10 protein-coding genes and 6 tRNA genes are annotated in these 13291 nt (G+C 60.7%); 14 read left to right on the top strand and 2 right to left on the bottom strand.

What is annotated here, in order from left to right:
- Positions 1-15 precede the first annotated feature (15 nt).
- From recO to MRBLMS1_RS04725, 11 genes are all read left to right on the top strand, one after another.
- On the top strand, positions 16-858 hold the full coding sequence (recO, locus tag MRBLMS1_RS04775; RefSeq protein WP_485878129.1) for a DNA repair protein RecO: 843 nt from the start codon (positions 16-18) through the stop codon (positions 856-858).
- A 30-nt stretch (positions 859-888) separates the two neighbouring features.
- Positions 889-1650, top strand: coding sequence for a pyridoxine 5'-phosphate synthase (gene pdxJ / locus MRBLMS1_RS04770; protein WP_139089823.1), 762 nt, complete (start codon positions 889-891; stop codon positions 1648-1650).
- Positions 1651-1670: 20 nt separating this feature from the next.
- Positions 1671-2111, top strand: a complete 441-nt coding sequence (gene acpS / locus MRBLMS1_RS04765) for a holo-ACP synthase (RefSeq protein WP_485878128.1) — start codon at positions 1671-1673, stop codon at positions 2109-2111.
- Positions 2108-3988 carry an excinuclease ABC subunit UvrC gene (gene uvrC, locus MRBLMS1_RS04760; protein WP_485878127.1) on the top strand — a complete coding sequence of 627 codons (1881 nt, stop codon included), beginning with the start codon at positions 2108-2110 and terminating at the stop codon, positions 3986-3988. The genes acpS and uvrC overlap by 4 nt, the downstream gene beginning before the upstream one ends.
- Before the next feature lie 127 nt (positions 3989-4115).
- Complete coding sequence (gene pgsA, locus MRBLMS1_RS04755) at positions 4116-4700, top strand: CDP-diacylglycerol--glycerol-3-phosphate 3-phosphatidyltransferase (protein ID WP_034749601.1); 585 nt, start codon at positions 4116-4118, stop codon at positions 4698-4700.
- Positions 4701-4925: 225 nt separating this feature from the next.
- A tRNA-Gly gene (locus MRBLMS1_RS04750) sits at positions 4926-5001 on the top strand.
- A 92-nt stretch (positions 5002-5093) separates the two neighbouring features.
- Positions 5094-5169: transfer RNA gene (locus MRBLMS1_RS04745), tRNA-Gly, on the top strand.
- A gap of 71 nt (positions 5170-5240) precedes the next feature.
- Positions 5241-5316 (top strand) — tRNA-Gly (locus tag MRBLMS1_RS04740).
- 55 nt (positions 5317-5371) lie between these two features.
- Positions 5372-5447 (top strand) — tRNA-Gly (locus tag MRBLMS1_RS04735).
- A gap of 82 nt (positions 5448-5529) precedes the next feature.
- Positions 5530-5605 (top strand) — tRNA-Gly (locus MRBLMS1_RS04730).
- Positions 5606-5647: 42 nt separating this feature from the next.
- Positions 5648-5721: transfer RNA gene (locus tag MRBLMS1_RS04725), tRNA-Cys, on the top strand.
- Positions 5722-5873: 152 nt separating this feature from the next.
- Here the strand turns inward: MRBLMS1_RS04725 and MRBLMS1_RS04720 are convergent.
- Positions 5874-6428, bottom strand: coding sequence for an inclusion body family protein (locus MRBLMS1_RS04720; protein ID WP_485878124.1), 555 nt, complete (start codon positions 6426-6428; stop codon positions 5874-5876).
- Between the two features lie 459 nt (positions 6429-6887).
- Between MRBLMS1_RS04720 and MRBLMS1_RS04715 the strand changes: the two genes are divergently transcribed.
- On the top strand, positions 6888-8375 hold the full coding sequence (locus MRBLMS1_RS04715; RefSeq protein WP_485878122.1) for a SulP family inorganic anion transporter: 1488 nt from the start codon (positions 6888-6890) through the stop codon (positions 8373-8375).
- Between the two features lie 33 nt (positions 8376-8408).
- The gene (locus MRBLMS1_RS04710; RefSeq protein WP_230516363.1) at positions 8409-8861 is read left to right on the top strand and encodes a hypothetical protein; all 453 of its coding nucleotides are present in this window, start codon (positions 8409-8411) and stop codon (positions 8859-8861) included.
- 25 nt (positions 8862-8886) lie between these two features.
- On the opposite strand, the gene MRBLMS1_RS04705 is transcribed toward MRBLMS1_RS04710, so the two are convergent.
- Positions 8887-10602, bottom strand: a complete 1716-nt coding sequence (locus MRBLMS1_RS04705) for a methyl-accepting chemotaxis protein (protein WP_485878120.1) — start codon at positions 10600-10602, stop codon at positions 8887-8889.
- 382 nt (positions 10603-10984) lie between these two features.
- Between MRBLMS1_RS04705 and MRBLMS1_RS04700 the strand changes: the two genes are divergently transcribed.
- Positions 10985-13135 (top strand): TonB-dependent receptor, encoded by a 2151-nt coding sequence (locus tag MRBLMS1_RS04700; protein ID WP_485878118.1) that lies wholly within the window; start codon positions 10985-10987, stop codon positions 13133-13135.
- Positions 13136-13291: the final 156 nt, after the last annotated feature.

Genomic DNA, 13291 nt, shown 5'->3' with positions numbered 1-13291 from the left:
GGCGACGCCACACGCATGAGCACCACCACGCCAGCGCTGCACGATCCTGCGCCAGCCTCCCTCGTTGTCCCCGCGCCGGCGGCCATTGCGCCGCCGGCCGCAACTCCCGCATCCGCCGCGCCCCGGCGCAGCCGTCCGCCCGCGCGCGACGGGAAGATCACGGGCCAGCCCGCCTTCGTGCTGCACAGCTATCCGCATAAAGAAACCAGCCTCATCGTCGACGTGTTTACACGCGAATATGGCCGCATCGCGCTCGTCGCCAAGGGCGCCAAGCGGCCCCATTCGCAGTTGCGCGGCGTGCTGCAGACCTTCCAGCCGCTGCAGGCGGGCTGGACGGGCAAGTCCGAACTGCGCATCCTCACGGGCGCCGAGTGGGTAGGGGGCATGTTGCCGCTGGAAAAGACCGCCTTGCTGTGCGGCTTTTATCTGAACGAATTGCTGGTGAAACTGCTGGCGCGCGACGACCCGCATCCCGTCCTCTTCGACCACTACGTTGCCACCTTGAATCAACTGGCGCACAATGAGCCGCCGCCCATCGTGCTGCGCAAGTTCGAGCGCGCCCTGCTCAAGGAAACGGGCGTGGCGGCCGACCTGACGCGCTGTACGGGCACGCGCCAGGCCGTCGATGCGGGGCAGGTGTACGTGGTCGACCCGGAACGGGGACCGCGCCCGGCGCGCGCCGCCGACGCCTGGCCCAAGATCACGGGCAAGACCCTGCTCGACATGGAGCGCGAAGATTATCTTGACGTGGCCACGCAGGCGCAAAGCAAGCTGCTGATGCGTTTTTTGCTGGCCCATCAACTGGGTGGCGCCACCTTGAATACGCGCCAGATACTGATCGATTTAATGCAGCTGTAATAGATTTCAGCACTTTACGGACACCATCATATGAGCTTTTTGCAGCCTTCCGGCCCCGTCATCGACCTGGGCGTCAATATCGACCACGTGGCGACCTTGCGCAATGCGCGCGGCACCGCGTATCCGGACCCGATCCGCGCGGCCCTGCTGGCCGAACAGGCGGGCGCCGACGCCATCACCCTGCATTTGCGCGAAGACCGCCGCCACATCAAGGATGCGGACGTCATCGCGATCGCGCCGCAATTGCTCACGCGCATGAACCTGGAAGCGGCCGTGACGCAGGAAATGATTGATTTCGCCTGCCGCATCCGCCCGGCGGATGTCTGCCTGGTACCGGAAAAGCGCACGGAAGTGACGACCGAAGGGGGCCTGGACGTGGTGCGCTACTTCAAGGAAGTGCAGGCGGCCGTGAAACAATTGCAGGGCGAGGGCATACGCGTGAGCCTGTTCATCGATGCGGACGAGCAGCAGATCGCCGCCGCAGCTGAATTGGGCGCACCCGTGATCGAGCTGCACACGGGCCGCTATGCGGACACGCAAGGCACCGAGCAACTGGCCGAGCTGGAGCGCATCAAGGCGGGCGTGCTGTTCGGCGTGGGCCGCGGCTTGAAGGTTAACGCAGGCCACGGCTTGCATTACACCAATGTGCAGGCCATCGCCGCCATTCCCGATATTGCGGAACTGAACATCGGCCACGCCATCGTCGCGCATGCCGTGTTTGTCGGCTGGGAAAACGCCGTGCGCGAAATGAAGGCCATCATGGTGGCAACGCGCCTCGCCGGCAAGGCATAAGCGCGCACAAAGGAGGCAGCATGATCTACGGCATCGGTACCGATATCTGCAAGATCCCCCGCATCGAGGCGGCCCTGGCGCGCCATGGCGAGCGTTTCGCGAAAAAGATACTGGGACCGCAGGAGCTGGAAAAGTTCCGCGCCCGCACCGCCAAGAACGCCGTGCGCGGCGTGCGTTTCCTCGCCACACGCTTCGCGGCCAAGGAGGCGTTTTCCAAGGCCATCGGCCTGGGCTTGCGCATGCCGATGACCTGGCCCGCCGCGCAGATGCTGAACCATCCCAGCGGCAAGCCGATGATCGTCTGCAGCGGCGTGCTGGCGGAGTTCATGGAGAAAAACCGCCTGAGCGCGCAAGTGACGATCAGCGATGAGGAAGAGTATGCGGTCGCGTTCGTGATCGTGGAGCAAGCAGATGCCGGGGTCAGACCCGGCGGGTCTGACCCCAAACCGAGCCAGCAATGACCGAAGCAAGCCCAGAATCTTCCTTGGCGGAGACACCGCCCGACCCGCGCGCGCAGGTGCTGGCCACCGTCGCCAAGCTGCCGAACCTGCCCGGCGTGTACCGCTATTTCGACGCCGCCGACAAGGTGCTGTACGTCGGCAAGGCGCGCGACCTGAAAAAGCGCGTCTCCAGTTATTTCCAGAAAAACCTGGCCAGCCCCCGCATCGCCATGATGGTCGAGCGCATCGCGCGCCTGGAAACGACCGTCACGCACAGCGAGGCGGAAGCCCTAATCCTGGAAAACAACCTGATCAAGGCGCTGCAGCCGCGCTACAACATCCTGTTCCGCGACGACAAGTCGTATCCGTATTTGAAAATCACGAATGGCGATGCGCCGCGCATGGTGTATTACCGGGGTGCGGTGGACAAGAAAAACCAGTATTTCGGGCCGTTTCCCAGTTCCTGGGCCGTCAAGGAATCGATGCAGATCCTGCAAAAGGTATTCCTGATTCGCACCTGCGAGGACAGCGTCTACGCCAACCGCACGCGGCCCTGCCTGCTGCACCAGATCGGCCGCTGCAGCGCGCCGTGCGTGGACCTGATCAGCAAGGAAGATTACAAGAACGACGTGGAAAACGCGGCGCGCTTCCTGCGCGGGCGCCAGAGCGAAGTACTGGCCGACCTGGAAAAGAAGATGCATGCGTTTGCCGCCGAATTGAAATTCGAGCAGGCCGTGGTGGTGCGCAACCAGATCGCTTCGCTGTCGCGCGTGCTGCACCAGCAAAGCATGGAAACGACGGGCGACGCCGATGTCGACATCATCGCCGTGCTGGTGCAGGGCGGGCGCGCCTGCGTCAACCTGGCCATGGTGCGCGGTGGGCGCCACCTGGGCGACCGTGCGTATTTCCCCAGCCAGCTCAGCGATGCGGCGGCGATTGCCGAGGAAGCCATCGAGGTGGAAGTCCTGGCCGCCTTCCTGGCCCAGCACTACACGGAAAAATTCATTCCCGGCACCCTGATTCTGAATATCGAATTCGACCAGCCGGCTTTGATGGTGGCGCTGATGGAGCAGTGCGGCCACCGCATCAACCTGATCTTCCAGCCGCAGGGGCAACGCCGCCAGTGGCTGGAAATGGCACAGAAGGGCGCCGAGATTTCGCTGGCGCGCTTGTTGTCCGAGCAGGGGTCGCAGCAGTCGCGCACGCGCGCGCTGGCCGAAGCGCTGCGCCTGGAAACGGAAGATCTGGACAGCCTGCGCGTCGAGTGCTTCGACATCAGCCACACGCAGGGCGAGGCGACGCAGGCGTCGTGCGTCGTGTTCCATCATCACGCCATGCAGAACGGTGAATACCGGCGCTACAACATCAACGACATCACGCCCGGCGACGATTACGCGGCCATGCGCCAGGTCCTCATGCGCCGCTACGAAAAGGTGGCGAATGGCGACGGCGTGATGCCCGACGTGGTCTTGATCGACGGCGGCAAGGGGCAGATCGAGATGGCGCGCCAGGTGTTTGCCGAGCTGGGACTCGATATCAGCTTGATTGTCGGCGTGGCCAAGGGGGAAGGGCGCAAGGTGGGCCTGGAAACCCTGCTGTTCGTCGATGGCCGCGCGGCGCAGGAACTGGGCAAGGAATCGGCGGCCCTGATGCTGATCGCGCAAATCCGCGACGAGGCGCACCGCTTTGCCATCACCGGCATGCGCGCCAAGCGGGCCAAGACGCGCCAGACGTCGCGCCTGGAAGAGATCGAAGGCATCGGCGCCAAGCGCCGCCAGAAACTGCTGTCGCGCTTTGGCGGCTTGCGCGGCGTGGTCGACGCCAGTGTCGAGGATCTGATGTCGGTGGAGGGGATTTCCACGCAACTGGCGGAAGAGATCTACAAGCAATTACATTGATGGATCAATGGCCTGGTCCGGTGCTGCGGCAAGCGGACTAGGCTAATACCCCGGGGCCATGTAGACTAGTGGCGCTTTCTTCACGCTTTCTTCATGTTCAATTTACCCGTCGGCCGATTGCTCTCTTATGCCTTTTAATATTCCCATCCTTTTGACCTGGCTGCGCGTGGCCCTGATACCGCTCGTTGTCGGCGTGTTTTATTTGCCGCCGTCGATGCTGCTGCATGGCGACCAGAACCTGGTTGCCACCCTGGTCTTCATCGTTGCGGCCGTGACCGACTGGTTCGATGGTTTCCTCGCGCGGCGCTGGAACCAGACCTCGGCCTTCGGTGCCTTCCTCGATCCCGTGGCCGACAAGCTGATGGTGGCGGGCGCCTTGCTGGTGCTGGTGCAGCTGGACCGTGTCAATGCCGTGCTGGCCTTCATCATCATCGGCCGCGAAATCACGATTTCCGCGCTGCGCGAATGGATGGCGCAGATCGGTGCATCGAAATCGGTAGCCGTCAGCTCGATCGGCAAGATCAAGACGGCCGCGCAAATGACGGCCATTCCCTTGCTGCTGTACCACGAAGTGATCTTTGGCGCGATCGATACCCACGTGTGGGGCGAGAAGCTGCTGTGGATCGCCTGCGTGCTGACCGTGTGGTCGATGTTCTATTACTTGCGCCTGGCATGGCCGCTCATCAAGGAAAAGGCCGGTAACCTGCATTAAGGCCGCTCCGCCTAGCTACTGCGCAGCGCACTCTCGCGCCTCCGTTGCTCGCTGTACCTTCGTACAGCTCCGCTACTCAACACGATATTGCGCTTGCTCGCTACGCTATTCGGGGGACCTTAAGACGGTATTGGCTACTTTCTGCGGAATATTTTGCAAAAGACCAGATATTGCCCGTTGACAGCCCCTGTAATCCCTCTATAATGCTGGCCTGTTGTTGATGACGCGGGAGTAGCTCAGTTGGTAGAGCGCAACCTTGCCAAGGTTGAGGTCGAGAGTTCGAGACTCTTCTCCCGCTCCAGTTTTCTGGATCGTGTCATAGGTAAAAACAGCGAATGCAGTAAAAAGTAGTACTGGCGATGTAGTAGAGCTTCTGATACAATGTTGTCCACTGCGGGAGTAGCTCAGTTGGTAGAGCGCAACCTTGCCAAGGTTGAGGTCGAGAGTTCGAGACTCTTCTCCCGCTCCAGTGAACACTGGATCAGCAGTAAAGCAGCACTGGTAAACGGTAGCAAAAAGCAGTAAAATAGCGATTCGTATGCGGGAGTAGCTCAGTTGGTAGAGCGCAACCTTGCCAAGGTTGAGGTCGAGAGTTCGAGACTCTTCTCCCGCTCCAGCGATAGCTGAAGCAGTACAGCAAGATGGCAGTAGCAGAAAATAGAAGCTCCAATGCGGGAGTAGCTCAGTTGGTAGAGCGCAACCTTGCCAAGGTTGAGGTCGAGAGTTCGAGACTCTTCTCCCGCTCCAGAATTCTAAAGGGAAGCTAAGCTGGCTTCCTTTTTTTATCCGCCGCGGTACGCGGCGCGATTAGGCGGTAACCAAGCTCCATGCGGGAGTAGCTCAGTTGGTAGAGCGCAACCTTGCCAAGGTTGAGGTCGAGAGTTCGAGACTCTTCTCCCGCTCCAGTTTTCAAGGTGCGCCGCAAGGCACATCGAAGCAGTTCCTCTGGCGAGGTAGCAAAGAGGTTATGCAGCGGCCTGCAAAGCCGTTTAGACGGGTTCGATTCCCGTCCTCGCCTCCAGATAAGTGCATGTGATACATGCGCAAATAAAAAAGCCCACTTCTGTGGGCTTTTTTTTTGCCTGCGCGGGGCCATCCCGGCGTATCTCGCACCGGCTGAAATCGGCGGTAATTAAATAAATGGTTTATATTTATTTGGTTTCCGGGAAATGACTAACCGACAGTAATCTGTGGATCCCAATAAAAATAACCATACAGGCTTTGCGTCTGGCCATCGTCATTCAGGCTATATACGGCAATATGGACGTAGAAATTTTCCGTGCCCGATTTGGATACCTGCGCCGTGAAATTGGAGAAATTGCGCGATTGCTGTACGGCCGGCAAACCATTCGACGAATCCGTATTCGGCACGGCCGCATTTCTCCGTGTAATGGTATTGGAAACAAAGGTATTGAAGACCTTGTCGCCATTCCAGTAATTGATGCCGTAGACAATGACGGCCGAATCGGCGTTGTCATAGATGGAAGCGCCGGTGAACGAGACGAAGTCGCCCACATTGGCCTTGAAACTCAGATCGGCGGTGCCTTGCCCGCTATTGATGCCGCGCGGGTCGGTGGCAATCATGTACTGGCTGGTATGCGCCAGGCCCACAGGCTTGGTCTGGTCGGGACTCGTCTGACGTGGATGCTGGGCCATGATCAGATCGGTGTCTATTACAACGAGAATGTTGATTGTAATATTACTGGCATATAATTGCGCGTCGGTCATGATTCCTCCTGAGTTTCCCTACTCGTCTGGCTTTTCGGATACGCCCCGTTTTTTAATGTGGTCAACAGTCTCCACCACTGCTGAGTAGAATAGTGGAGAAAATTGAATAGATACTCTCCAATTGAAACGGCGGAGATTATTTAAAATATTCCATTTAAATTGTTTTTATTTTAAAAATAAAACTATTGGAAACATTATTTGCTTGCCAGTATCCGCTCCCGCTGCGCGTCGCCGCGCCGTCCATCGGGCCCTGCTGCATCTTGTATAATGTGTGCAGGCTCGGCCGCGCCGCATGGCGCTGCCGAATCTTCCTCTGTCCGCCAATCCCATGTAGTCACCGACGATTTTCCTCTGCGTGCGACCTCGGCATGGCTTCGTTTTGACGACCGCTGGCATGGCTGCGCCCGATGACTGTGCATCGCGCGCGCATTTCTCTGTTCCGACCCTGGATGTGTATCAATGATCAACGCAACTTTTCGGGACGAGTGGTTCTCGAACATACAAAAAAATGTCCTGGCGGGGTTGACCACCTCATTCGCGCTGGTGCCCGAATGCATCGCCTTTGCCCTCGTGGCGCAACTGAATCCCCTGATGGGCTTGTACGGCGCCTTCATCATTTGCGCATTCACGGCCATCTTTGGCGGGCGCCCCGGCATGATTTCGGGCGCCGCCGGTTCCATGGCCGTCGTCATCGTCGCGCTCGTGGCCCAGCATGGCGTGCAATATCTGCTGGCCACCGTGGTGCTGAGCGGCATCATCATGGCGCTGTTCGGTATCTTGCGCCTTGGTAAATTGATCCGTATGGTGCCATACCCGGTGATGCTGGGCTTCGTGAATGGCCTGGCCATCGTCATCGCCATGGCCCAGCTGGAACACTTTCGTCAGGCCACGCCGCAAGGCGAAACCTGGCTGCAAGGCACCTCCTTGTACGTAATGGGCGCGCTGGTGCTGCTCACCATGGCCATCGTCTACGTGCTGCCGCGCATCACGAAGGCCGTGCCGCCGGCGCTGGTGGCCATCCTCGGTGTGGGTGTGCTCAGCCATTTCTTGCAGCTGCCCACGCGCACACTGGGCGACCTCGCGCATATCGCCGGCGGCCTGCCGGCCCTGCATTGGCCCACGGTGCCGCTGGACATGGCCACCTTGCACGTCATCTTCCCGTACGCGGCGCTGATGGCCATGGTGGGCTTGCTGGAAACCTTGCTCACTTTTAATCTTACCGATGAGATGACTGAAACGCGGGGCCAGCCGAACCGCGAATGCATCGCTCTCGGTGCATCGAACGTCGTTTCGGGCCTGTTTGGCGGCATGGGCGGCTGCGCCATGATCGGGCAGACGATGATCAACCTGAGTTCTGGCGGCCGCTCGCGCCTGTCGGGCGTGACGGCCGGCGTGATGATTTTATTGTTTATCCTGTTCCTGTCGCCGCTGATCGAGCGCATCCCGCTGGCAGCCCTGGTCGGCGTGATGTTCGTCGTGGCGCAGCAGACGTTTGCCTGGGGTTCGCTGCGCGTGCTGGGCAAGGTGCCGTTGCAGGATGCGCTGGTGATCGTCGCCGTGACGGTGATCACCGTGTTGACGGACCTGGCGCTGGCCGTGCTGTGCGGCATCGTGATTGCCGCCTTGAATTTCGCCTGGCAGCATGCGCGCGACATGCGTGCCGACATCGATGACACTGGCGCGGGCGTGCGCGTCTACCTGCCGCACGGCACCCTGTTTTTCGCCTCGACCACGCACTTCCTGGAACTGTTCCAGGCGGCGACCGACCCGGCCCGCGTCATCCTCGACTGCCGGCACCTGCACATGGCCGATCACTCGGCCATCGCCGCCATCGAAGCTTTGTATGAGCGTTATGAAAAGGCGGGCAAGCACCTGCAGGTGACGCATTTGTCTCCCCGCAACCAGGCCTTGCTGCAGCGGGCTGGTGTCGATGTGAGCGTGGCGTAAAATAGGCGATTGTTGAATGTCTGTGGAGTGTGAATGCTGTCGTCCGAACAAGAGCAATTATTGCAGCAAAGCCAAACGGCTTTTGATGCCTACTATGACGCGCTGGGCGCGTCGCTGGTGAATTTCGTCGAGCGCCTGGGCATCCAGCCCGCGCACGAAGTACTGACCAACGCGGCCGAATACCTGCCGTACATCGATGCAGCCATGCGCACCATCGTCATCCGCGACGAAAGCTGGCAGTGGGTGAAAACCATGCTCGGCTACTTTATTGGCGAATACTTCGTGCAAGGGCATGCGGGTTGCTGGTATGTGGAAACGCGGGCGGAGTCGCCGCATTTTTGCCGCACCATGGTGGGCGGCTTCGAGCATGGCTTGCCGGCGGATGCCGCCATTGATCCGGAGGCGCTGGCGCTGGAATTCCTGGGACAATCCGTACCGCGCGAACTGGCGGCACTGATCGCCCAAGCGCAAGCCCGCGCGGCTTGATGCCGCAGGGCTTGCTGAAGAAAATTTAGAACTCTTCCCACTCGCCTTCGGCCGGTGCCGTTGCCTTGCTGCTGGTGCGTGTCACGGGCAGGCGCAGGGCAGGGGCCGAGGCCTTGCGGGCTGGTGCGGCCGCAGTTGTCGGAGTGGCCGGCGCGCTGCGCTGCGCCACCTTGGCGCTGAAACGGTCGGTCGCCGCCGCATTGGCATCGAGGCGGAAGACGCTGACCACCTGCGCCAGTTCGCTCGCCTGTTCCTGCATCGCTTCGGCCGCTGCCGACGCTTCTTCCACCAGCGCCGCATTTTGCTGGGTCACTTGATCCATTTCGGAAATGGCCTGGTTGACTTGCTCGATGCCCGCGCTCTGCTCTTCGCTGGCGTTGCTGATCTCGCTCATGATGGACGTGACGAAGCCGATGCTTTGCACGATTTCTTCCATCGTCTTGCCGGCCTTGTCGACCAGGTCCGTGCCCACGTCGACTTTTTGCACGGAGTCGTCGATCAAGCCCTTGATTTCTTTCGCCGCCGCTGCCGAGCGCTGCGCCAGGTTGCGCACTTCCGTTGCCACGACGGCGAAGCCGCGGCCCTGTTCGCCGGCGCGCGCCGCTTCCACGGCTGCGTTCAAGGCCAGGATGTTGGTCTGGAAGGCGATGCCGTCGATGACGGAAATGATGTCGACGATCTTCTTCGACGAGGTATTGATCTCGCTCATGGTGGCGACCACTTCGGCCACCACGGCGCCGCCACGACTGGCGATGCCGGCCGCGTCGCCGGCCAGTTTATTCGCCTGGCGCGCGTTGTCCGCGTTTTGCTTGACGGTCGAGGTCAGTTCTTCCATCGACGAAGCCGTTTCTTCCAGCGAACTGGCTTGCTGCTCCGTGCGCGACGACAGGTCCTGGTTGCCGGCGGCGATTTCCGCCGATGCCGTGGCGATGGTGTCGGTGCCGCTGCGCACTTGGCCCACGATGCCGACGAGGCTGTCGTTCATGGTTTTCAAAGCATGCATCAGCTGGCCCGTTTCATCGCGGCCTTGCGCCGTGATGGTGCTGGTCAGGTCGCCCGCTGCCACGGTTTCCGCCACTTTCACGGCGGCGCGGATGGGGCCGGTGATCGAGCGCGTGATCCACCACGCGAAGCCGATGCCCATCAGCACGGCCAGCACGCCCATGGTGATCAGGAAGACACGGGTGCCGCTGTAGGCTTCGATGATGCTGTTGCCAACGCCGTCGGCAGCCTTGATCTGCATGGTGGCAAAGCGCTTGACTTCGGCCAGATAGGCCACGGTGATCGGCGCGACTTCCTTGTCGAACACGACTTTGGCACCCGCCATATCGCCGTCGGCCTTCATCTTGAAGGCGCGCGCGCGCGTCGTCACGTAGTCGGTGCGCACCTTGCGCACGACCTTGAATTGCTCGATCACGGCCGGGTTGAGCAGGGAGGCGACGATGTCGTCCTGCAGCTTGCTGGAACGCTCCGCATCGACTTTCAAGTCTTCCTCGATCTTGGCGCGCACGACAGGATCGGTAATCTCGAACGAGGCGACGCCGCGTACGCTGTTGAGTTCAATGATCTTCGACCATTCGGCCACCATGCGCTGGTTCTTGATGCTGGTATTGATGAGGCGGTAAGTCAGGTCGCTGGCCGTTTGCATGCGCACGAGGGCGGTGATGGTCAAGGCGGCAAGCAACAGCAATACGACAGCAAAGCCGACGCCAAGGCGGCTGCCGATGTTCAGGTTTTTCATGTAATTCCTAACAGTTTAATAGTCATGATCGCCGCCGCCAGCAGGGGCGGACAGGCGCCGCAAGGCGCAGGGGATCGGGGTCTTCGGGTGCCGCGTGATGGCTGTGCGGCGCGCCGCGCTGAGCGTGGCGTTGGAGGTGAAGCAAGGGGCATGTCGGTCAGGCTGACCGCTGCCCAGCAAGCCGCAAGTATAGCATTGACGCAGGGAAATAGTTTTTCAAAGCAATTTTAATTATTTTTTGATATTGATTTCCTGTTGTGTTTTTACATCAAGTACCTAGTCCATAAGTACTATCACTTACAGAAGTGCTTACTTTAGGCATGCTTGCCTGATAAAATACTAATGATAATCATTCGTATTAAAACATCGACCAGGGAATTGTATGCAGCAACGTCGCAAGCCAGGATTCAAACCGATCACCATCGCCGTACTGGGCGCCATGACCTTCGGCGCCACGCCATTGGCGGCCTGGGCGCAGGAAAGTTTGCCAGCCGTCACCGTGACGGCATCGAAGGACAAGGATGGCTATGTCGCCGCCACCTCCGCCAGCGGCACCAAGACGGAAATGGCCCTGCGCGACGTGCCGCAGACGATCAACGTGGTGCCGGCCGCCGTCATCCGCGACCAGAATGCCATGTCGATCCAGGACATCATGAAGAACATCCCCGGCGTGGGCTTGTCCACGGGCGACGGCCAGCGCGACCAGATATTCATCCGCGGCTTCACGGCCATTGGCGACCAGTTCGTCGACGGCTTCCGCGATGACGCCCTGTATTTCCGCGACCTGTCGAATGTGGAGCGCCTGGAAGTGATCAAGGGACCGGCCGCCGTGCTGTACGGCCGCGGTTCCTCGGGTGGTCTGGTGAACCGCATCACTAAGAAGCCGGGCGTGGACATCACGGACGTGGCCCTGAGCCTGACCAACACGGCAGGGCGCCGCGGCGAAGTCGACGTGGGCCGTGTCGGCGAGACGGTGGACTGGCGCTTCACGGGCGCGCGCGAATTGTCGGACAGTTACCGCGACCAGCAATTTATCAACCGCACGGCGCTGTCGCCTTCCGTGGCCATCCGCCTCTCCGGCGCCACCAAATTGCTGCTGCAGGGCGATTACCTGGAAGACCGCCGCCTGACGGACTTCGGCATCCCGTCCTACCAGGGCCGTCCCGTCGCCGTCGATGCGCGCACCTATTTTGGCGCCGCGAATGCCCGCGATGCGGACTTCAGCCAGTCGCGCGTCGTGTCCACGGCCGCCACCCTGACGCACAAGTTCAGCGATAGCTTGTCGCTGCGCAATGCCTTCCGCTACTACGATTACCACCTGGACCGCAACAACACGAATATTTCCGGCAACGTCAACGAAGTCAAGGGCACGATGAGCCTCGGTCACGCCAAGCTGAACCGTGACGAAAGCGGCTGGTTCAACCAGACGGAACTGACGCAAAAGCTGGTCACGGGCACCTTGCGCCATGAAGTGCTGTACGGCGCCGAATTCGGCAAGCAAAACAAGGATGCGTCGAGCTGGGCATCGACCGTCGTGGCGACGAATGTGTCGATCTTCCATCCCGTCCTGCCGCAGGTTAACCGCAGCAAGCTGGGCGTGCGCGGCGATACCTTCGGTACCTACGACACGGCCGCCGCCTACGTGCAGGACGCCATCAGCATCAGCGATGAGTGGAAGGCGCTGGCCGGCCTGCGCTACGACCGCTACAAGCAGCAGTCGCGCCTGGCCAATGCGCTTGGTGTGACGACGGCCAATCTGTCGCGCACGGATTCGGCTTACAGCCCCCGCGCCGGCCTCGTCTGGCAACCGGGCGCGACGCAGTCGTACTACGCGTCGTGGAGCCGCTCGTTCCAGCCTAGCGGCGAAAACTTCGCCCTGGCCGCGAATAATGCCGACCTGGCGCCGGAAACCACGCGCAACACGGAAGTGGGCGCCAAGTATGAGCTGTGGGGCGGCCGCGCCAACGCCACCGTGTCGCTGTTCCGCCTGGAACGCAACAATATCAAGACCAGCGACCCGATCACGAACCGCATCGTGCCTGTCGGCACGCAGCGCACCGATGGCCTGGAACTGACCTTCAACGCGGACTTGCACGATGGCTGGAAAATGATGGCCGGCTACGCCTGGCTGGACGCCACCATCACCGACTCCATCGCCGTCGACCGCAGCGTGAATGCGCCGGGCACGACGACGCCGAGCGCCGTCGCCATCAAGGGCAAGCGCGCTACTTTGACGGCGCGCAACATGGCCAACTTGTGGGTGACGAAAGACCTGGGCCACGGCTTCACGGTGGGCGGTGGCGCGAATGCCGTTGGCAGCCGCTTCGCCAATCAGGGCAACACGGTGGTGCTGCCAGGCTACGTGACGGCCGACGTCATGGCCGCGTACCGCACGGGCCGCTATGAAGTGCAGCTGAACGTCAACAATATCGGCGACACGCGCTACATCGTCTCGGGCCACGGTTCCAGCCCGAACCTGAGTCTGCCGGGCGCGCCGCGCAATGTGGCGCTGACTTTGCGCTACAGCCTGTAACTTTTTTCTGTTCCCGAAAACCCGCTTGCGAGCGGGTTTTTTTCATGGGTGGGTAGCGATGTGCAAGCGCGCGGGGCAGGCTGGCATTGTTTAGAGGGAACGTTCGGTACCGTCAAATTAACGTTGACTAAAGGAAACTTTCTCCGGCGAACTGAG

It is taken from the genome of Massilia sp. LMS1-1-1.1, from assembly GCF_040815535.1.
Lineage (GTDB): Bacteria > Pseudomonadota > Gammaproteobacteria > Burkholderiales > Burkholderiaceae_D > Janthinobacterium > Janthinobacterium aestuarii.
The sequence above is the reverse complement of the archived record's forward strand: the minus strand, read 5'-3'. Positions and strand labels throughout refer to the sequence as shown.